Annotated in this window: 19 protein-coding genes; 14 read left to right on the forward strand and 5 right to left on the reverse strand. The window is 57.2% G+C overall.

What is annotated here, in order from left to right; genetic code table 11:
* Positions 1–4: 4 nt before the first annotated feature.
* The 9 genes from rplS (at position 5) to ung (ending at position 10,586) form a co-directional block, all read left to right on the forward strand.
* Positions 5–361 carry a 50S ribosomal protein L19 gene (gene rplS / locus CDH48_RS09515; protein WP_100688496.1) on the forward strand — a complete coding sequence of 119 codons (357 nt, stop codon included), beginning with the start codon at positions 5–7 and terminating at the stop codon, positions 359–361.
* Positions 362–457: 96 nt separating this feature from the next.
* Positions 458–1,378 carry a site-specific tyrosine recombinase XerD gene (gene xerD, locus CDH48_RS09520; RefSeq protein ID WP_188437697.1) on the forward strand — a complete coding sequence of 307 codons (921 nt, stop codon included), beginning with the start codon at positions 458–460 and terminating at the stop codon, positions 1,376–1,378.
* A gap of 144 nt (positions 1,379–1,522) precedes the next feature.
* Entirely contained in the window at positions 1,523–2,254 is a 732-nt protein-coding gene (locus CDH48_RS09525; RefSeq protein ID WP_100688497.1) for a DsbC family protein, read from the forward strand.
* A 176-nt stretch (positions 2,255–2,430) separates the two neighbouring features.
* Positions 2,431–3,732, forward strand: a complete 1,302-nt coding sequence (locus CDH48_RS09530; protein ID WP_100688498.1) for a homoserine dehydrogenase — start codon at positions 2,431–2,433, stop codon at positions 3,730–3,732.
* A 26-nt stretch (positions 3,733–3,758) separates the two neighbouring features.
* Positions 3,759–5,159 (forward strand): threonine synthase, encoded by a 1,401-nt coding sequence (gene thrC, locus CDH48_RS09535; RefSeq protein ID WP_100688499.1) that lies wholly within the window; start codon positions 3,759–3,761, stop codon positions 5,157–5,159.
* Between the two features lie 6 nt (positions 5,160–5,165).
* Positions 5,166–6,899, forward strand: coding sequence for a single-stranded-DNA-specific exonuclease RecJ (gene recJ / locus CDH48_RS09540; protein WP_100688500.1), 1,734 nt, complete (start codon positions 5,166–5,168; stop codon positions 6,897–6,899).
* Positions 6,900–7,154: 255 nt separating this feature from the next.
* Positions 7,155–8,250 (forward strand): peptide chain release factor 2 gene (prfB, locus tag CDH48_RS09545; protein WP_100688501.1). Its coding sequence is split into 2 segments (ribosomal slippage): positions 7,155–7,226 and positions 7,228–8,250, totalling 1,095 coding nucleotides; the frame shifts between segments, so codons are not numbered across the junction.
* Between the two features lie 51 nt (positions 8,251–8,301).
* On the forward strand, positions 8,302–9,849 hold the full coding sequence (gene lysS, locus CDH48_RS09550; protein ID WP_100688502.1) for a lysine--tRNA ligase: 1,548 nt from the start codon (positions 8,302–8,304) through the stop codon (positions 9,847–9,849).
* Between the two features lie 2 nt (positions 9,850–9,851).
* Positions 9,852–10,586: a uracil-DNA glycosylase gene (ung, locus tag CDH48_RS09555; protein ID WP_100688503.1), complete on the forward strand. Its 735-nt coding sequence runs from the start codon at positions 9,852–9,854 to the stop codon at positions 10,584–10,586.
* A 65-nt stretch (positions 10,587–10,651) separates the two neighbouring features.
* Here the strand turns inward: ung and CDH48_RS09560 are convergent, their stop codons facing one another.
* The 5 genes from CDH48_RS09560 to nadB all read right to left on the reverse strand — a co-directional run bounded on the left by CDH48_RS09560 (position 10,652) and on the right by nadB (position 14,988).
* On the reverse strand, positions 10,652–11,485 hold the full coding sequence (locus CDH48_RS09560) for an HDOD domain-containing protein (protein WP_100688504.1): 834 nt from the start codon (positions 11,483–11,485) through the stop codon (positions 10,652–10,654).
* 118 nt (positions 11,486–11,603) lie between these two features.
* Entirely contained in the window at positions 11,604–12,626 is a 1,023-nt protein-coding gene (gene ygfZ / locus CDH48_RS09565; RefSeq protein WP_100688505.1) for a CAF17-like 4Fe-4S cluster assembly/insertion protein YgfZ, read from the reverse strand.
* Positions 12,627–12,647: 21 nt separating this feature from the next.
* Positions 12,648–13,109: a hypothetical protein gene (locus tag CDH48_RS09570; protein WP_100688506.1), complete on the reverse strand. Its 462-nt coding sequence runs from the start codon at positions 13,107–13,109 to the stop codon at positions 12,648–12,650.
* Positions 13,093–13,359: an FAD assembly factor SdhE gene (locus tag CDH48_RS09575; RefSeq protein ID WP_100688507.1), complete on the reverse strand. Its 267-nt coding sequence runs from the start codon at positions 13,357–13,359 to the stop codon at positions 13,093–13,095. The genes CDH48_RS09570 and CDH48_RS09575 overlap by 17 nt, the downstream gene beginning before the upstream one ends.
* Positions 13,360–13,383: 24 nt before the next feature.
* Complete coding sequence (gene nadB / locus CDH48_RS09580) at positions 13,384–14,988, reverse strand: L-aspartate oxidase (RefSeq protein ID WP_188437699.1); 1,605 nt, start codon at positions 14,986–14,988, stop codon at positions 13,384–13,386.
* A 131-nt stretch (positions 14,989–15,119) separates the two neighbouring features.
* Here nadB and rpoE point away from each other — a divergent pair, with 131 nt between their 5' ends.
* The 5 genes from rpoE to CDH48_RS09605 all read left to right on the forward strand — a co-directional run bounded on the left by rpoE (position 15,120) and on the right by CDH48_RS09605 (position 19,414).
* Positions 15,120–15,806: an RNA polymerase sigma factor RpoE gene (gene rpoE, locus CDH48_RS09585; RefSeq protein ID WP_318276818.1), complete on the forward strand. Its 687-nt coding sequence runs from the start codon at positions 15,120–15,122 to the stop codon at positions 15,804–15,806.
* 15 nt (positions 15,807–15,821) lie between these two features.
* Positions 15,822–16,391: a sigma-E factor negative regulatory protein gene (locus tag CDH48_RS09590; RefSeq protein ID WP_100688509.1), complete on the forward strand. Its 570-nt coding sequence runs from the start codon at positions 15,822–15,824 to the stop codon at positions 16,389–16,391.
* A 21-nt stretch (positions 16,392–16,412) separates the two neighbouring features.
* A complete protein-coding gene (locus CDH48_RS09595) occupies positions 16,413–17,456 on the forward strand; it encodes a MucB/RseB C-terminal domain-containing protein (protein WP_100688601.1) in 1,044 nt (347 codons plus the stop codon).
* Positions 17,453–17,920 carry a SoxR reducing system RseC family protein gene (locus tag CDH48_RS09600; protein WP_100688510.1) on the forward strand — a complete coding sequence of 156 codons (468 nt, stop codon included), beginning with the start codon at positions 17,453–17,455 and terminating at the stop codon, positions 17,918–17,920. The genes CDH48_RS09595 and CDH48_RS09600 overlap by 4 nt, the downstream gene beginning before the upstream one ends.
* A gap of 96 nt (positions 17,921–18,016) precedes the next feature.
* Positions 18,017–19,414 (forward strand): DegQ family serine endoprotease, encoded by a 1,398-nt coding sequence (locus CDH48_RS09605; protein WP_188437714.1) that lies wholly within the window; start codon positions 18,017–18,019, stop codon positions 19,412–19,414.
* Positions 19,415–19,494 lie beyond the last annotated feature (80 nt).

Genomic DNA, 19,494 nt, shown 5'->3' on the forward strand with positions numbered 1-19,494 from the left:
AGCGATGAGCGGCAAGAACAACATCATCAATCAACTTGAAGCAGAACAGATGACCAAGGAAATCCCCCCGTTTGCGCCGGGTGATACCGTGGTTATTCAGGTGCGTGTTACTGAGGGCAACCGTGAGCGCTTGCAGGCGTTCGAAGGCGTTGTAATCGGTAAGCGCAACCGTGGCATGAATTCCTCTTTCACCGTACGGAAGATTTCTTACGGTGTAGGCGTTGAGCGTACCTTCCAGACCTTCTCCAAGCTGATTGACAGCATTACTGTGAAGCGTCGTGGTGCCGTGCGCCAGGCGAAGCTTTACTACCTGCGCGAGCGCTCCGGTAAGGCAGCGCGTATCAAGGAAAAGCTGGGCTGAGCAGCACGCTGCTGAGCAACCTTGCAGTGAAAACGGCAGCCTGAGGGCTGCCGTTTTTGTTTCTGGCGGGCGACAATGCAATCATGAGATCAGAGGATGCCAGAGGGCGATGGTGTGAGACCGGATGATGAAGCTGTTATTGCGCGGTTTGTGGATGCAGTGTGGCTTGAGGATGGTTTGGGTGAGAAGACCCGCCAGGCTTACCGGAGCGATTTGCAGCGCCTTGCAGCATGGCTGGAATATCAGCCCGGCCAACCATTGCTGGCGCAAGCAAAGCGAACCGAGTTGCTGGCGTGGATGGCCAGCGGGCTTGCAGAAGGCATAAAAACCTCCACTGCGGCGCGACGTCTCTCGGGCATTCGTCGGTTTTACCGGTTTTTGCTCCGGGAGCGGCTGATTGCTGAAGATCCCACGTTGCGGATCGACAGCCCCCGGTTGCCACGGCGCTTACCGGATTCACTGACCGAAGAGGAAGTGGATGCACTTCTGGCAGAACCGGACCCCGGCCTGCCGATTGAGCTGAGAGACAAGGCCATGCTGGAAATTCTCTACGGTTGCGGTTTGCGGGTTTCCGAGCTTACCGGTTTGCGCGTTGATCAGGTGAATCTGCGGCAGGGGGTTATACGCGTTACCGGTAAAGGCGACAAAGAGCGACTGGTGCCGCTGGGTGAAGAAGCGGTGGATTGGCTCATCCGTTACATGAAAGAAGGGCGCCCCGAACTTTTGAAAGGTCGGGCCTGTGATGCGTTGTTTCCGGGCAACCGGGCCGCAGCCATGACCCGGCAGACGTTCTGGCATCGCATCCGGCATTATGCCGTGCGCACTGGTACCCGCAAGCACTTGTCGCCCCATACACTGCGCCACGCTTTTGCAACCCACCTGCTGAACCACGGTGCAGACCTGCGTGTTGTCCAGATGCTGCTGGGGCATTCGGATCTGTCAACAACCCAGATATACACTCACGTAGCGCAACAGCGCTTGCAGGCGCTGCATCGGGCCCATCATCCCCGTGGTTGAGGGTGGCGTTTTCAGGTAGTGTAGGGGGTTGAACTTTTGTGGCGGGCCGGTGTCGCACGGTTTGATTCAAAGCTCGTTTCACGGCTGGCGTGAGTGGTTCCGCAAGCTGAACAGGTCTCCGATTGAATAGGTGTGTTTGCCAGGATGGAAATAAAACGTTTTGTGATGGTGGCAGTAATGGTGGCCGGTATTCTGGGCTCGCCTTTCAGTGTGGCCGGGGAAGTTGAAGACAACATTTCCGAGCGCCTTACAAAAGCCGTGCCCGGGCTGAAAGTCTTGTCTGTTCGGGAATCCGAGGCGAAGGGGTTGTACGAGGTCCAGAGCAATAACGGAGATACAATTTATACCACCTCTGATGGCCAGTACCTGCTCACCGGGGATTTGCTGAAGATCACCAGCAATGGCATTGCCAACGTAACGGAAGAAGCCAGAGCTAAAGAGCGCCACAAAACCATGGCGAGTTATGGTGAAGAAGGCGTTATCAGTTACAGGGCCAGTGATGAAAAAGCCGTTATTGATGTCTTCACCGATATCGACTGCCCTTACTGCCGCAAGCTCCACGATGAAGTGCCGCAGCTTAATGATTACGGTATTACCGTGAACTATTACGCCTATCCGCGCTCCGGACCGGGCACGCCATCTTTTGCCAAGTACATTTCCGTCTGGTGCGCAGAAGACCAGCAGTCTGCGATGGATTCGGCCAAGGCCGGCAAAGTCGTGCCCTCCGCCACCTGCGATAATCCTGTTCTCGAACAGTTTCAGCTCGGTCAGCGTGTTGGCGTAACGGGCACGCCGGCGATCGTGCTTGAAGATGGTAATGTGGTGCGTGGTTATTTGCCTGCCAGGAACCTGGCCGAAGGCCTGGGGTTGCTTTAATGTCCGTTTCACTGGCCATGTAATTCCCGGCTGGCCCGGTTATGTGACAGGCTTTTGGTTCAGGGCTTATTCAATCGGCCCTGAACCGGTATACTGTGCGGCCTTTAAACGTCGCAACATCGCAATGCTGCAACATTACAATTCATCAGCACCCCTTCGGGATCAGAGGTGAGAGCTTGAAAGACGTCAATGTCGGAATCTGCGGACTGGGAACCGTTGGCGGCGGTACATTCAATGTACTGACTCGCAATGCTGAACTTATTGCCGGCCGCGCGGGTTGTAATATCCGGATTACCCGGGTAGCCAGCCGGCGCCACCGTGACGATATGGATCTTGGCAGTGTGCCCTTCAGCACCGAGATTTTTGATGTGGTAAACGATCCTTCGGTTGACGTGGTGGTAGAACTCATTGGTGGCTATGAGACCGCCAAAGAGCTTGTGCTGGCGGCAATCGGTAACGGCAAGCATGTTGTGACTGCCAATAAGGCTCTGGTTGCAGTTCACGGCAACGAGATTTTTGAAGCTGCAGAGAAAGCCGGCGTTGTGGTTGCCTACGAGGCGGCTGTCGCAGGCGGAATTCCGGTAATGAAGGCTATCCGTGAAGGAATGGCCGCCAACCGTATTGACTGGATTGCCGGCATCATTAATGGCACAGGCAACTACATTCTTACCGAAATGCGCGCGGGCCGGGCGTTTGCCGACGTTCTGAAAGAAGCCCAGGACCTTGGTTACGCAGAGGCGGATCCGACCTTTGATGTTGAAGGTATTGATGCGGCCCACAAGTTGACGATTCTCGCCTCGGCGGGCTTTGGTGTGCCCCTGCAGTTTGATAAAGCCTTTACCGAAGGCATTTCAGAGGTCACACCCTATGACATTGCCCACGCTGAGCAGCTTGGCTATCGCATCAAGCACCTGGGTATTGCCCGCCGCCGGGATGAAGGTATCGAACTGCGGGTGCATCCGACACTGGTTCCCAAAAGCCATCTGATTGCCCAGGTTGACGGCGTACTCAACGCTGTTCTTATGGACGGCGATGCCGTTGGCCAGACCATGTACTACGGGCCGGGCGCCGGCGCAGAAGCCACAGCCTCCGCCGTTATTGCCGATATTGTTGATGTTGCACGGATTTCCGCAAGTACAGGCGCGTTGCGAGTGCCTTATCTCGGATTCAGGCCGGAAGCCATGGAAAACCTGGACGTGCTCTCCATGGAGGAAGTCCAGTCTGCCTATTACCTGCGCATTACTGCTCTGGATCGCCCGGGTGTGCTGGCAAAAATTGCCTCAATTCTGAGTGAGCACGGCATTAATATCGAGTCCATCATGCAGAAGGAGTCCGAGCTCAAGGACGGCCGTATTCCGGTTATTATCCTGACCCATACTGTACAGGAGCGCCAGGTTAACCGGGCTATAGAAGAGATGGAATCCCTCTCCGATATTGATGGCAAGGTTGTTCGCATCCGCGCTGAAAATTTCAATTGAGAATACGATAACCGACAGGTATACACGTGAGATACATCAGTACGCGGGGTGAAGCTCCCGCACTGGGCTTTGAGGACGTTCTGCTCACTGGCCTGGCCCCCGACGGTGGCCTTTATGTTCCGGAATCGCTCCCGCACTTCAGTCTGGAAGAAATCCGCAGTTGGCGCGGGCTTCCGTACACCGAGCTTGCGTTCAATATTATGTATCCGTTCGTGGATGAAGCCATTCCCGAGGCGGACTTCCGGCAGATGCTTGACGAGACCTATGGTGTTTTTGCCCACAAGGCCGTCGCGCCGCTGGTTCAGCTCGACACCAACGAATGGGTGATGGAGTTGTTCCGCGGGCCAACCCTGGCGTTCAAGGACTTCGCCCTGCAGTTGCTGGGCCGCCTGCTGGATTACGTGCTTGGAAAGCGCAAGCAGCACGCTGTAATCATGGGTGCCACTTCCGGAGATACAGGGTCTGCTGCCATTGAAGGCTGTCGCCGCTGTGAGCACGTGGATATCTTCATTCTGCACCCCCATGGGCGTGTTTCGGAAGTGCAGCGCCGCCAGATGACCACGGTTCAGGGTGATAACATCCACAACATTGCCGTTCGGGGCAATTTTGATGATTGTCAGCGCATGGTCAAAGAGAGTTTCGGCGACCAGTCGTTCCTGGGCGGCAAGGCCAGGCTGGCTGCGGTCAACTCCATCAACTGGGCCCGGATCATGGCCCAGATTGTTTATTACTTCCACGCATCGCTGGCGCTCGGTGGCCCGGATCGCAGCATGGCGTTCTCGGTGCCCACCGGTAATTTCGGGGATATCTTTGCCGGTTATCTGGCGAAGAAAATGGGCCTGCCGGTATCTCAGCTGGTTATCGCCACCAACCGGAACGATATTCTTCACCGCTTCATGAGTGGCAACAAATACGAGCAGCATCAGCTTGAGCATACCCTGTCGCCGAGCATGGATATAATGGTGTCCAGCAACTTCGAGCGCTTGCTGTTTGATCTCCATGGCCGTGATGGACGGGCCGTTAAAGAACTGCTGGAGAGCGCGGCGAAAGGCCCGGTAAGTATCGAAGATTACCGCTGGAAACAGGCACGAAAACTGTTCGACAGCGCTGCGGTTGATGACAAGACGACGTGTGACACCATCCGTGAAGTCTACCAGCAGAACGAATATCTGCTGGACCCTCACACGGCCATTGGTGTGCGCGCTGCCCGTGACTGTCGCCGCGATGCCCGGATTCCGATGATCACCCTCGGAACCGCCCACCCGGCCAAGTTTCCGGATGCCATCGTTGAATCCGGCCTGACAGTTAAGCCAGAACTTCCGGCCCACATGGCGGACCTGTTTGAGCGCGAGGAGCGTTATACCGTGCTCGACAACGACAGGGCAGGCGTTCAGGACTTCATTGCAAAACATTGGAAGAACTCTTAACCCGGAATGACACCCAAAAAGATCCTGCGTCGCCCCCGCCCGGAAGGTCATCCGGACTGGGGGCAAGACCTGCCCCCTTTGCTCCGCCGGCTATACGCTGCCCGCGGGGTTACCTCCGATGACCAGTTACGTTATACCCTCAGACATCTCGCCTCACCCTTTGAATTGCGCGGTATCGATCGTGCGGTGGAGTTGCTGGCAGACGCCATTGCCCGGAACCGGCGGGTGCTTGTCCTCGGGGATTTCGATGCGGACGGCGCCACCAGCACTGCGGTAGCCATGCTCGGGCTTTCCATGCTGGGCCTGCAGAGCATTGATTTTCGGGTGCCCAGTCGTTTTGCCGATGGTTACGGGCTGACCCCCGGGATTATCGAACGCCTGCGGGAGGAAGGTGAATTGCCGGATCTCCTGGTGACGGTGGATAACGGGATTTCTGCGATTGAAGGAGTCAGGGCAGCCCGGGACCTCGGTATCAAAGTGGTGGTTACAGACCACCACCTGGCAGGAGAGGTACTGCCGGATGCCGATGCCATCGTTAACCCCAATCAGCCCGGTTGTGCTTTCCTGAGCAAGAACGCCGCTGGCGTGGGTGTGATGTTCTACGTGCTCACCGCCTTGCGCAAAAAACTCAGGGAGGACGGCCGTTTGCCACAGCCCGAGCCCAACCTGGGTAATCTGCTGGATCTGGTGGCGCTGGGCACCGTGGCCGATGTTGTGCCTCTGGATCACAACAACCGCATTTTCGTTGAGCAGGGGCTGCGGCGCATCCGCCAGGGCGAGGCCCGGCCGGGCATTCTTGCGTTGCTGGAAGTTGCCGGACGTGATCATTCGGCAATCAGCTCCACGGACCTCGGCTTTGTGGTTGGCCCTCGCCTGAATGCGGCGGGCCGGCTGGATGATATGAGTGTTGGTATCGCCTGCCTGCTGTCAGACAGTCCCGATGAAGCCCGGCGCCTTGCCCGGGAGCTGGACACGTTCAACCGGGAGCGCCGGACCATTGAGAAAGACATGAAGGCGCAGGCCCAGGCTCTGCTGGCCTCCATGTCGCTGGATCTGGAAGGCCTGCCCTGGGGATTGGCGCTGTTCGATCAGGATTGGCACCAGGGTGTGATCGGCATCCTGGCGGCCCGGATCCGCGAGCAGACCCACCGGCCCACCATTGCCTTTGCGCCGGATGAAAATGGCGTGGATATCAAGGGCTCTGCCCGTTCAATTCCCGGGTTGCATATCCGCGATGTGCTGGCGGTTGTGGATTCCCGGCATCCGGGCGTAATGAAAAAATACGGTGGCCATGCCATGGCAGCAGGTATGACGTTGGCGCGCAGCGATTTTGATGCTTTTTCTGAGGCCTTTGACCGGGCTGTGCGGGACACCCTGACGGCGGCAGATCTTGAAGCAGCGATCATCACCGATGGGCCCTTGAGCTCGGAAGAGTTGTCGCTGGAAACGGCGGCGTTGCTGAAACGTGCGGGACCCTGGGGGCAGCACTTCCCGGAGCCTTTGTTTGATGGTGAGTTCCGGGTGGTGAGCCAGCGTATTGTTGGCGAAAACCACCTGAAGCTGGTTTTGCAGCCGGTGGATGGCAGCGGCATCATTGACGGTATTGCGTTCAATACCGGGCCGGAGGTTCCTGATTTCACGCGCACGGGCGCGCGGGTGGTTTATAAGCCGGATGCCAATACCTTTCGGGGGCGCACTAATTTGCAGCTTTTAGTGGATTATCTGGAGCCGCTTTCTTAATCAGGCTTCTGGGGCTGGCCCGGGGGCGGGTGAGGTAGTTCCGGGAGTGTCGAAAACATGGATGTTTTCGTCAAGCGTACAGGGAGGTATTCACAGCGTCTCCCGGAACTACCTCACCTGCCGCCGGCTTGCTACCAAGCCTGGTCATTCCTGACCAGTGCTTGCACGAATGCGGCTGCTGATTTACAGCTGGAATTCCGGTAGAATCCCGCCACTGTTTTTACGCACCATTTTCCAACATCGAGTAATGTCCTTATGGAAGTTAATCCCATTGTGACGAAGATTAAAGAGCTTCGTGAGCGTACTGAAGCGCTCAGGGGGTATCTTTGACTACGATCAGCGTAGCGAACGGCTGGTTGAAGTAGAACGCGAACTGGAAATGCCCACTGTGTGGGATGACCCCGAGCGGGCGCAGGCACTGGGCAAGGAGCGTTCTGATCTTGATTTGATTGTCAGTACCATCGACAACCTGACTACCGGCCTGACTGACGCCGAGAGCCTCCTGGAACTGGCGGTTGAAGAAGATGATGCCGACACGGTGACCGAGATTGAATCGGATCTTGAAGCCCTGGATGCCGAGCTTGAAAAACTCGAATTCCGCCGCATGTTTTCCGGTGAGATGGACGCCAATAATGCCTATCTGGAGATCCAGGCAGGGTCTGGCGGTACCGAGGCCCAGGACTGGGCCAACATGCTTCTGCGCATGTACCTGCGCTGGGCTGAGAGCCGGGGGTTCAGGACAGAGATTGTAGAATTGCAGGAAGGTGATGTGGCCGGCATTAAGAGTGCCACCGTTCACATTCAGGGTGAGTATGCGTTCGGCTGGGCGCGCACGGAAACCGGTGTTCACCGTCTGGTCCGCAAGTCACCGTTTGATTCCGGCAATCGTCGCCACACATCGTTCTCTTCGGTGTTTGTGTCACCGGAAGTGGACGACAGTTTTGAGATTGAGATCAACCCGGCCGATCTGCGAGTGGATGTTTACCGTGCCTCCGGCGCGGGTGGTCAGCACGTTAACCGGACGGAATCCGCGGTGCGCCTGACCCATAACCCGACAGGGATTGTTGTGGCCTGCCAGGCTGGCCGGAGCCAGCACCAGAACAAGGACCAGGCCATGAAGCAGCTCAAGGCCAAGCTTTATGAGCGTGAGATGCAGGAGCGCAACGCCGAGAAGCAGAAAGCCGAAGATGCAAAATCCGATATAGGCTGGGGCAGCCAGATTCGTTCCTATGTGCTGGACGATGGCCGTATCAAGGATTTGCGCACCAAGGTTGAAACCAGCAACACCCAGGCTGTGTTGGATGGTGATATCGATAGGTTTATTGAAGCCAGCCTGAAGATGGCGCTGTAAGCAGCGCCACAACAAAGCCAACCCGGACCCCCGATTTTCTAGTGAGCCAACATGACTGAACACGCCAAGAATGCATCGCAAGAGGATAACAAGCTGATTGCGGAACGCCGCGCCAAGCTGGCCGAGTTGCGCGAGAGCGGTAATCCTTTTCCTAACGATTTCCGCCGCGATGCCACTGCCGCAGAATTGCAGGCCAGATACGGTGACTACAGTAAGGAAGAGCTGGAGTCCATGGGCATTAAAGCGGCCATTGCTGGCCGTATGATGCTCGACCGCAAAGCATTCAAAGTAGTTCAGGATATGACTGGCCGCATCCAGGTTTATGCGTCCAAAGATGTGCAGAAAGATACCAGGCACTGGGATCTGGGCGACATTATTGGAGTGCGGGGCACTTTGTGCAAGTCCGGTAAAGGTGATTTGTACGTGACCATGGATGAGTATGTTTTGCTCACCAAGTCTCTGCGCCCGCTGCCAGAGAAGCACAAGGGGCTGACCGATACCGAATCCCGTTACCGCCACCGGTATGTGGATCTGATGGTTAACGAGGACAGCCGACGGGTATTCCTCACGCGCTCGAAAATCATTACCGCCATGCGTCAGTTTTTCGCGGAACGCGATTTCATGGAGGTGGAAACCCCCATGCTGCAGGTGATTCCCGGCGGCGCCACCGCGCGACCGTTTATGACCCACCATAACGCTCTGGGCATTGATATGTACCTGCGCATCGCGCCGGAGCTGTACCTGAAGCGCCTGGTGGTTGGCGGTTTTGAGCGGGTGTTCGAGATTAACCGTAACTTCCGGAACGAGGGGCTTTCTACCCGTCACAACCCGGAATTCACCATGGTGGAATTCTATCAGGCCTATGCCGATTACAATGACCTGATGGATCTTACCGAAGACATGCTGCGGACCATCACCGAGCAGGTGCTGGGCACTACAACCGTGGTGAATACACGCATTCTGGCTGATGGCACGGAAGAGTCTATCGAGTACGATTTCGGCAAGCCTTTCGAGCGTTTGACGGTTGTAGACGCCATCCTGCGCTACTGTCCGGATGTGACCGCGGAGCAGCTGGCGGATGAGGCGTCTGCGCGCCAGGTGGCAAAGGATCTGGGTATTCACGTTAAAAACGGCTGGGGCCTGGGCAAGATTCAGATCGAAATCTTTGAGGCAACGGCTGAGCACCGTCTGATGCAACCCACGTTTATCACCGAATACCCGAAAGAAGTCTCGCCACTGGCACGTAGCAAAGACAGCAACCCGTTTGTAACCGAGCGCTTTGAGCTCTTTGTGGGTGGCCGTGAGATTGCCAATGGTTTTTCCGAGCTCAACGATGCGGAAGAGCAGGCCGAGCGCTTCCGGGCGCAGGTCGCCGAGAAAGACGCCGGCGACGACGAGGCCATGTTCTACGATGAAGACTATGTGATGGCCCTGGAGTACGGGCTGCCCCCAACGGCGGGTGAGGGTATAGGTATTGATCGTCTGGCCATGCTGCTGACGAACTCGCCGTCCATTCGGGACGTCATCCTGTTCCCGGCCATGCGCCCGGAACACAAAGGCGAAGGTGCCCAGAGCGAAAAAGCCGAAGATAAGGAGTAAGCATGCACCCGGTCGAGGCGCTGGCAAGTCATCTCAAGCCCGGCCGGGGCTGGAAGGAACACCTTGAAGGCGAATTTCGCCAGCCCTATATGCAGGCACTGGCAGAGTTTCTCGCTGCGGAAGAAAACGCCGGGAAGGTTCTCTTTCCGGCCAGTACCCACTGTTTCAACGCCCTGAACAGCACGCCGCTGGACAGGGTGCGTGTGGTCATACTCGGGCAGGATCCCTACCACGGCCCGGGACAGGCCCATGGCCTGTGCTTTTCAGTAAGGCCGCACGTTCCCCCGCCACCATCGCTCGTTAACATGTTCAAGGAAATCCAGAGTGACCTGGGTATTGCGCCACCGGATCACGGCTGCCTGCAACCTTGGGCAGAACAGGGCATTTTATTGCTCAATAGCGTACTTACCGTGGTTCAGGGCCAGGCCGGCGCCCACCAGGGGAAAGGCTGGGAGACGTTTACCGACCGCGTAATCGAAACGGTGAATCGTGAACGCGAGGGTGTGGTGTTTTTACTCTGGGGCAGCTATGCCAAAAAGAAAGGGCGGCATATTGACCGTAACCGCCATTTTGTTCTTGAGGGACCGCACCCATCACCCCTCAGCGCCTACCGCGGGTTCTTTGGCTGCAGGCATTTCTCCCGGGCCAATGAGTGGCTTCGGGAGCAAGGGCAAGGGCCAGTGAACTGGGAGTTGCCGAGTAAAGCGGAACTTATCGCCCGTTATAAAAATAACTGAGATGCCTGCGAGAGCAGCCTTGGGGAGGGCCTTCCCAAGGCTACCCGTCCGTAACCTCTGTTAAATTACTGCAACAGCGCCATTGCAGCTTCCATCTGGGCGTTCAGGTCCTCTTCTTCGTTCATGTCGATATTCGGGTCAAGACCCAGGCGGTCGAAAGCCGGGATGGCCGTCCAGTCCATCTCCGTCCAGCGGTGGTCGGAGCCGGCAACCAGTTGCAGGTTGGCCACCATAACCAGGTCGGCATAGTCGGCTGAAGGTAGTTCCCTGTGGAAGTTGGCGTATTCCAGAGGAACATTCTGAAGGTCTTTCGGGAAATCCCACTTTCGAAGAATGGTTGCGCCGATTCTCGGGTGCAGTTCCTCGATAACCTTGTCCAGCATGATGCTGCTGATCTGCAGGTCTTCGTCTTCTACGTAACGTAAAATGGGCAGCACGCCGATCAGGTGAACCAGGCCCGCCAGCGTGGCCTGGTCCGGTTTCAGCTTCGTGTAGTTGTGAGCGAGCACATGGCAAACGCCGGCCACTTCGGTGCTGGTCTGCCAGGTTGCGCGCAGGCGCTTGTCGATCATGTCGGAGGTTGCCTGAAACATCTGCTGCATGGCCAGGCCCATGGCCAGGCTGCTTGTGTAGGCCATGCCAAGCCGGCTAACCGCCATGTTCAGGTTTTCTATTGCCCGATTGCCCCGGAACAGCGGGCTGTTGCACACGCGGATGATGCGTGCAGAAAGCGCGGTGTCATTGCTGATAACCTTTACCAGGTCACCAATGGCCGAGTCCTCGGATTCGGCAATATCCCGCACCTGGAGCGCGGCTTCCGGCAGGGTGGGCAGTACCAGTTTGTCGTTTTCGATGGCAGCGATAAGGTCCGCTTTGATGGTTTCGGCAATATTCGACATGGTTTCGCAGGGGTCCGCTTGTCAGTTAGGGGGCCCGTGTAGTGATCGCACGGGCGTACCGGTGGTTCGGTTTTGTGAGCTCTATTTATAACAAATTCCGGCAGGCTTGCCTGTCAACTTATGTATCCTTTGGTGCGTCATCCGGTGCGTTGTCTTCACGTTCAGTAACCCTGTAGGGCAGGGGTTGCGGTTCCAGCACCGACCCTGGCGTACCATCAATGGTCAGCTTGCCAGCAGCAGCGTCATGGCGGACGACGGCGAGCAACTCACAGGAATGGTTGTCAAAGCCGACGGCGTTGACGATCTCGCCCACCGAGCGCTCGCCGGCCATGATTGATGTTCCCGGCGCGGGTGTGGATTTACTCTGGGCAACCCGAAAACGAAACAGGCTTTTCTTGAGTTGCCCGAGAAAATGCATCCGGGCAATCACTTCCTGGCCGGTGTAGCAGCCTTTTTTGAAGTGCACGCCGCCCAGATGTTGCCAGTTCAGCATTTGTGGCACATAGGATTCGCTGGTAGCGGTGGTTAGCATGGGAACGCCCGCTGCAATTTCGGAGGCCTGCCAGTCGGCAATTGTTTTCTCCGGAATGCTTTCCAGCTTCAGGTCTTGCGCCTTGGTTTGCCACAGTTCGAAGCGGGCCAGCCCTTCCGCTGTGTTCTCTGTCCGGATCAGAAACCCGGTGCCCAGCGCAAGGGAGTCTCCCGGTGATGCCAGGCTGTTCAGGTCGTCGCCCGCAAGATTTTTTGCTGCTTCCGTACCCAGTAACCCGATAATCTGCCCCTCGGCCTGCACTGTCATGGAAGTGCCGCGGAACAGCATCATGTATTTGCGCAACTGGGCCATGACCGCCTCTGCCAGTTCTGAAGGCAGGTCCATAAGAATGTCGTCGCCATCGCGAACCAGGCGGGTCAGGCAGTAGGCCCTGCCTTTGGGTGTTGCAGCTGCGGCACGGGGCGAGGAGCCTGCTTTCACGTCATCAAGGTTCTGACTCAACTGGCCTTGCAGGAAGGTGTCGGTACCTGGGCCGGAGATGCGAACCAGAATACGGTTGGTCAGCTTGATGCGGCCCGAAACCGGCGGCGGGAACTCGGCTGATGCGTATACAGGTGTGGCTGAAACAGGTGTTTCTGTACCAGTCATGGGATAACTCCGGGCATGGTGCTAGTCAAATGATTGCTGAGAGCGGCCCAGTCGGAGCCACATTCTCAGGCGGCGAAACTGATCTTCGGATACGTTACCGGCAATGCGGTTGCTGCAGAGTAACACAACCGGGTATGAACCGGATCTGGAGGCAACAGGCCTGAGATTCAAGAGCGCGACCCTTGAGCTCAACCGGCTTGAAGGACAGGCATACACAGCCCGGCTTTGCCCGCTTCCGAGGCGGGCATAGAGTCTGTTCTGCTCCAGATACAGCCCCAGAACTGCGCCATGGCCTGCCAGCAACCCGTTGCGCCGGAACTGGAACACAGCGCCCGCCAGGGTCACCGGCGCCAGCGCGAGCATCCAGGGCTTGCCGGCCATGGCTGCGATGAGAATAAAAGCGCTGGCAGCCAGCCAGGGTAGCGCAGCCACGAAACCGGTCACAACAGACGGCGACAGCGCCAGGTCAATCCGGCTGGACACGGGCGAGAATGATGTCAACGATGCGCTGCAGGTCGGCATCATCAGGGCGGCTGCGCTGCATGAACCACTCGAACATATCCGTGTCTTCGCAGCTCAGGAGTTTTTTGTAACGTTCCTGGTCTTCCGCATCCAGATCCCGGTAGGCCTGTTCCAGAAACGGGATCAGCAGAACATCCAGCTCCAGCATGCCACGGCGGCTGTGCCACCAGAGGCGATTGAAATCCGAGTTGTCCGCTTGGGTGTCTTGCATGGTTGCTCTCTTCAAGGGTTGCCTTCAGGGTGATGGTATTCTGTAAGTGGTGGGTACCAGCACCGTATCACGGGCCTCGTGCACCAGTCCCGGGTAATCCAGCGTGTAGTGCAGTCCACGGCTTTCTTTGCGTTGCAGCGCCGAGCAGATTATGAGATCGGAAACTGTGACCAGGTTCCGCAGTTCCAGCAAGTCGTTGGTTACCCGGTAATTACTGTAAAACTCACTGATCTCCTGTGATAGCAGATCCACCCGGTGCTTCGCCCGTTGCAGGCGTTTGGTTGTGCGAACTATACCTACATAGTCCCACATGAAGTGCCGCAGTTCGTCCCAGTTGTGGGAAATCACAACGTCTTCATCGGAATCCCGTACCTGGCTTTCATCCCAGGCGGGCGCCTCGGGCGGTGCCGGAATGTCTGCCTCCCGGCGCGTGATATCGGCGGCCGCTGCCCGCCCGTACACCAGGCACTCAAGCAATGAGTTGCTGGCCATGCGGTTGGCGCCATGGAGCCCGGTAAAGCCGGCTTCGCCAACTACATAAAGCTGGTTGATGTCTGTTCGGGCCCGGTTGTCGCTGACTATGCCGCCACAGGTATAGTGGGCGGCCGGCACCACCGGAATCGGTTCGCGGGTAATGTCGATACCGAATTCCAGACATTTTTCGTAAATGGTCGGGAAGTGCTGCCGGATGAAATCCGCCGGTTTGTGGCTGATATCCAGATACACGTGGTCTGCACCCAGCCGCTTCATCTCATGGTCGATGGCCCGGGCTACTATGTCCCGCGGGGCCAGTTCGCCGCGCTTGTCAAAACGATCCATGAAGCGGGAACCGTCCGGCAGTTTCAGCAACCCACCTTCGCCGCGAACCGCCTCGGTAATCAGGAAAGACTTGGCGTGCGGGTGATACAGGCAGGTCGGGTGGAACTGGTTGAATTCCATATTGGCGACGCGGCAGCCCGCACGCCATGCCATGGCGATGCCATCTCCGGACGCACCATCAGGGTTGGTGGTGTAGCGGTAAGCCTTGGAGGCGCCCCCGGTTGCAATAACCGTAAAGCGTGCGCGGAAAAGCTCAACATGATTGTCTTCCAGGTTCAGTACGTAGGCACCCACACAGCGGTTGCCCGGTAACGCCAGTTTGCGGTTGGTAATCAGATCCACCGCAACACGGCCGGACATGAGCTCGATATTGGGCCTGGCCTGGGCCTGGGTGGTTAATGTTGTAGAGACCGCATGCCCGGTGGCGTCAGCGGCGTGAATGATACGCCGGTGGCTGTGGCCGCCTTCACGGGTAAGGTGGAACTGCGCGTCTGTATCACGGGTAAAATCAACGCCAGTGCCAATAAGCCACTCAATGCTCTCTTTACTGTGCTCGACAGTAAATCGCACAGCCTCTTCACTGCACAGGCCTCCACCGGCGATCAGGGTATCTTGCACGTGGTTTTCGCTGGAATCTTCGTCATCCAGCACGGCAGCTATGCCGCCCTGGGCCCAGAGCGTGGCGCCACTGCTGATCGCAGCCTTGCTTATCACGCATACCTTCAGGTGTTCCGGCAGGTTGAGCGCAACGGTCAGGCCGGCAGCGCCGCTGCCGATAATAAGAACATCGTATTCATGGGACTGTGGCATCGGGTCGTTATCGCGGGCCATAATGTGGAGGTGTATTGAACTAAACTTTACGCTTGCTGTCTATTTGGCCTGATACATGACCGGCCCAGGGGCCGGATATCGTTTTCCTGAACGGGCGCCGGACAGTGAGCATGAATCCTTATAAACTCGTATCGGCCGGTGATCTGGCCATAAAACCAGAGTACACCGGCACCGCGTCCATGGCACCCGATAAAGATCAGAAACAGGCTGAGCAGCCAGACAGTCAGACCGATTTGCAGCTCGTGCGAAAAGTCCGGAATGGGGACCGCGCGGCATTTGACCTGCTGGTTGTCAAGTACCAGTCAAGGGTAGCCTCAATTATCAGCCGGTATGTATATGACAGCCAGGAAGTCATGGACCTCGCCCAGGAGACGTTTATCAAGGCCTACCGTGCCATCGACCGTTTTCGGGGCGACAGTGCTTTTTACACGTGGCTTTATCGCATTGCTGTGAACACCGCGAAAAACCATCTGGAGTCACGCAGCCGGCGGCCTCAGAGCAGCGCTGATTCCGCCGAAGCCGAAAATTTTGATGATGGCAGGCGTTTGCGGGATATCGCATCGCCGGAACGTTTGCTCCAGCGCGAGCAGTTACAGAAAGAGCTGAGCCGTGCCATAGCAAATCTGCCCGAGGAACTGCGTTCGGCCTTTTTGCTACGTGAATATGACGGCCTCAGTTATGAAGACATTGCGCGGATTCTGGAATGCCCGATTGGCACCGTGCGCTCGCGTATTTTCCGGGCCAGGGATGCTGTAGACCGGCATCTTGGGCCCCTGCTCAATCATTCAGTGACGTAATTGAGGGTGCATCCTATGGATGATCGTCTCAGAGAAACACTATCTGCCATGATGGACGATGAAGCCGACGAACTTTCGGTTCGACGGCTACTGTCCCATGAAGAACAGGATGACGTGCGTACCCAGTGGCAGCGATGGCAGAGTATTCATGACCTTATGCACAGGGGATATTCACCGGCCGAGGGCGTGGATGTCAGTGTCGGCGTGCGTGCGGCGCTGGACGGTCGCACCAGAACGCCCAAGCCTGCCGTGCCTTCTGGCCCGGAAGCGCCCGGGCGCTGGCAGTGGCCGGCTGCAGCAATGGTTGTTGCAGCCTTGGTGGTGGGCTTTGGTGCAGGCACAGGCTGGGATTTTGGAGAAGCCTCTCCCGGGGCCATGGCATCTGCAGCTTCGGACACAAATTCCGGAACCGGCTCCCGCGGCGAGATCGCGCCAGTGCAGGAAGTGGCGCTGCAGGGGCTGGATGAACAACAGTGGGAGCATATGAGCCGTTACCTGCTTGAACACGCCCAGCATAACAGCGTAGGTGCCGGACAGGGTTCGGTGGGGTATGCGCGGCTTGTCAGTGCCAATGGCGGCTACTGATATCCAGCAATGAAGGTGTTCATGAATAAAGCCCGTTATTTTGGCCTGAGACTGACTGATCTGTTGTTGCTGGGGCCTGTCCTGTTTTTTCTGGCCCTGGCTGCGCCGGCCCCTGCGGTTGCCGGTGAGAAGACAGCGGCATACTGGTTGCAGCGGCTTGGGCCGGCCCTGAATATGACGTCTTATCGCGGCGTGTTTGTGTATGCCCGCGGCTCCAGCGTTCACTCCATGCAGATTGCCCACCGTTATCACAATGGCATTGTGGAAGAACGCCTGGTTCTGCAGGATGGAGGCAGCGGGGAAATTGTTCGCCGGGGTATGAACGTGGTCTGCGTGCTTCCCGAGCAGGGCAGGGTAAAACTTGATCAGGTGATTCCCTCGGGGCCGTTTGCCGAGGCCTTTACCCGCCAGCTGATACCGGTAAGCCGCTGGTACCGCGCCGAACTGAAGGGTGAGGACCGGATTGCCGGTTACGATGTGGTTACGGTGGCCCTGGCTGCCAAAGATCAGCATCGCTACAGCCATCGTTTGTGGCTGGAAAAATCCACGGGACTTCTGGTAAAAAGCCATGTGCGGACAGCCGACGGTGAAGTGCTCGAACACTTCCAGTTCACCAGCCTCGAGATAACTGACGATATTGCTGACAGTGAGTTTGAAATCCGTTCAGAAGGGCGGGAAATTACCCGAACCCTGAACGATGCCGGCAAACGGCCAGGCTCGCCGGATGAGTTTTCACGAACACCCAGAATGCATGGCTGGCATCTCGGTTGGCGCCCGGAGGGTTTTGAACCCGCCGCTGCACCCCGCTCCGGAAAAGGTCAGGCCGTGGCCTTTTCTGATGGCCTTGCGGCATTTTCTGTGTTTGTAGAGCCTGCGGGCCGGGTAAGCATGCCCACGGGGGCCTCGCGCATTGGGGCAACAACCATCTACATGAGTCAGTTAAAGAGTGCGGACAAGACGTTTATGGTGACGGTTGTGGGTGAGCTGCCCCCCGCCTCGGCGCGCAGAGTGGCTGAATCCGTGCGGATAGACGAAGCATTTGCGTTAGGTGCGATGAAACAGTGATTACTGAAACCGGAAAAGTGGTTGCCGTTACAGGTGAGCATGCCTGGGTCCAGACGATCCGTGCCAGTGCTTGCCAGAGTTGCTCTGCCCGTAATGGCTGTGGGCAGAAGGTTCTGGCCACGGCCACCGGTGGCAGGGCCAATCAGGTTCGTGTGTTTAATTCCGTTAACGCCCGGGTGGGAGAAGATGTCACGCTCGGTATTGATGAAAGTGCACTGCTGGGTGCCTCGTTACAGGTCTATGCACTGCCGCTGGTACTCATGGTGATGGCCAGCATGGCTGGGCATCATCTGTCTGGCGGCAGTGATCTGATGGCGATGGCAGGTGCTGCGGGCGGTCTTGCATCAGGCTTTCTTCTGAGCCGAAAATTACAGTGCCGGAATGCCGGTCGCTATGAACCCAGGCTGCTACGGGTAAACCGAATTCCGGTCGGAGTAGTTGCCCGTCCAGACTCACTAACATGACTTACAGGGGATACTGATATGCTGAAAACGACCACAGCTGTTACCCGGTTTTCCCCGGTATCACTCACTCAGAGGGTGCCGGGTTCTCTGCTGATAATGCTGTTTGCATTAGTGCTTGCCGCCTGGAGTCAGGCAGGTTTCGCACGAAGCCTGCCGGATTTTACCGACCTGGTTGAAGAAAACGCAGGTGCGGTTGTCAACATAAGCACCACCAGTGCTCCTGCATCTGGCAACAGGCGGTTTCAGGGGTTGCCTTTTGATGAACGGCAACTTGAACAGTTGCCGGAGTTCTTTCAGGAGTTCTTTCGCGGCCCCCAGTCCCCATTCGGTGGTGCGCCGGGCAACGCCCAGCCGCGCCGGTCCATGGGCTCCGGGTTCATAGTGTCGAAAGATGGTTACGTGTTAACCAATAATCACGTCGTCGAGGGTGCTGACGAGATCATCGTGCGGCTCAATGATCGTCGTGAACTGCCCGCAAAACTGATCGGAACGGATCCGCGCTCGGACATGGCGGTTCTGAAAATCGAGAACGGAGACGACCTGCCGGTTGTGAAGACGGGCCGCTCCAAAGATCTCAAGGTGGGTGAGTGGGTATTTGCCATCGGCTCGCCTTTCGGGTTCGACTACACAGTGACTGCCGGCATCGTCAGTGCACTCGGTCGCTCGCTCCCTTCCGAAAACTACGTGCCTTTTATCCAGACAGATGTGGCTATTAACCCCGGCAACTCGGGAGGTCCCCTGTTCAATCTGGATGGTGAGGTGATCGGTATAAACTCACAGATCTATACCCGTTCCGGTGGTTTCATGGGTGTTTCTTTTGCAATTCCCATTGACGATGCCATGAGCGTATTTCGCCAGATCCGCGACAAGGGTACGGTTTCCCGTGGCTGGTTGGGAGTGCTGATCCAGGAGGTCAACCGGGATCTCGCCGAGTCGTTCGGGCTCAAGCGTCCAAGAGGTGCGTTGATTGCTGAAGTAATGGATGGCTCGCCTGCCGAAGAAGGTGGCTTGCAAGCGGGCGACATAGTGCTTGAATACGACGGCGATGATATTCAGCTGTCTTCGGATCTGCCGCCCATGGTAGGCCGGACGCCGGTAGGTGAGACGGCTCGGCTTACGGTGCTGCGTGGCGGAAAGGAAATAACACTGGATGTGGAGATTGGCCAGCTACCGGATGAGCGCACTGCACAGCAAGCAGCGCCGTCCGTGGGCAGTTCCTCGACCTCACCCCTGGGACTGACGGTGGAAACCTTGCCGGCAGATCTGGCTGACTCTGTTGGTGTATCCGGTGGCGTTCTGGTTACAGAGGTGGGCAGAGGGCCGGCGTACAATGCAGGCATCCGGGCCCGGGATGTGATCACCGAAATCAACAGGAAATCTGTTTCGTCTGTTGAGGAGTTCCGGAAGGTGGTCAGAGGTTTACCGGAAGGGCGTGCAGTGTCCGTTCGGGTAGTGCGTCAGGGCAGGGCAATATATCTTGTGATGAAACCCTGATACTGCCGGGCGGGCAGCCATTATAGTAGCAGTGCGGAATGCCCCCGGGTCTGAGGTTAAAAGACAGTCCCGGGGGCTTT

The sequence above is a fragment of the Marinobacter aromaticivorans genome (genome assembly GCF_002806975.1).
In the GTDB taxonomy this organism is placed as follows: domain Bacteria; phylum Pseudomonadota; class Gammaproteobacteria; order Pseudomonadales; family Oleiphilaceae; genus Marinobacter; species Marinobacter aromaticivorans.

Bases quoted from the DNA above. Each gene is read 5' to 3' on its own strand.
- ygfZ (WP_100688505.1), bottom strand. From the start codon at position 12,626: ATGACTGGTACAGAAACACCTGTTTCAGCCACACCTGTATACGCATCA.
- CDH48_RS09590 (WP_100688509.1), top strand. From the start codon at position 15,822: ATGGATGATCGTCTCAGAGAAACACTATCTGCCATGATGGACGATGAA.
- xerD (WP_188437697.1), top strand. From the start codon at position 458: ATGCCAGAGGGCGATGGTGTGAGACCGGATGATGAAGCTGTTATTGCG.
- CDH48_RS09525 (WP_100688497.1), top strand. From the start codon at position 1,523: ATGGAAATAAAACGTTTTGTGATGGTGGCAGTAATGGTGGCCGGTATT.
- recJ (WP_100688500.1), top strand. From the start codon at position 5,166: ATGACACCCAAAAAGATCCTGCGTCGCCCCCGCCCGGAAGGTCATCCG.
- CDH48_RS09605 (WP_188437714.1), top strand. From the start codon at position 18,017: ATGCTGTTTGCATTAGTGCTTGCCGCCTGGAGTCAGGCAGGTTTCGCA.
- ung (WP_100688503.1), top strand. From the start codon at position 9,852: ATGCACCCGGTCGAGGCGCTGGCAAGTCATCTCAAGCCCGGCCGGGGC.
- rplS (WP_100688496.1), top strand. From the start codon at position 5: ATGAGCGGCAAGAACAACATCATCAATCAACTTGAAGCAGAACAGATG.
- CDH48_RS09560 (WP_100688504.1), bottom strand. From the start codon at position 11,485: ATGTCGAATATTGCCGAAACCATCAAAGCGGACCTTATCGCTGCCATC.
- rpoE (WP_318276818.1), top strand. From the start codon at position 15,120: ATGAATCCTTATAAACTCGTATCGGCCGGTGATCTGGCCATAAAACCA.
- nadB (WP_188437699.1), bottom strand. From the start codon at position 14,988: ATGCCACAGTCCCATGAATACGATGTTCTTATTATCGGCAGCGGCGCT.
- CDH48_RS09595 (WP_100688601.1), top strand. From the start codon at position 16,413: ATGAATAAAGCCCGTTATTTTGGCCTGAGACTGACTGATCTGTTGTTG.
- lysS (WP_100688502.1), top strand. From the start codon at position 8,302: ATGACTGAACACGCCAAGAATGCATCGCAAGAGGATAACAAGCTGATT.
- CDH48_RS09575 (WP_100688507.1), bottom strand. From the start codon at position 13,359: ATGCAAGACACCCAAGCGGACAACTCGGATTTCAATCGCCTCTGGTGG.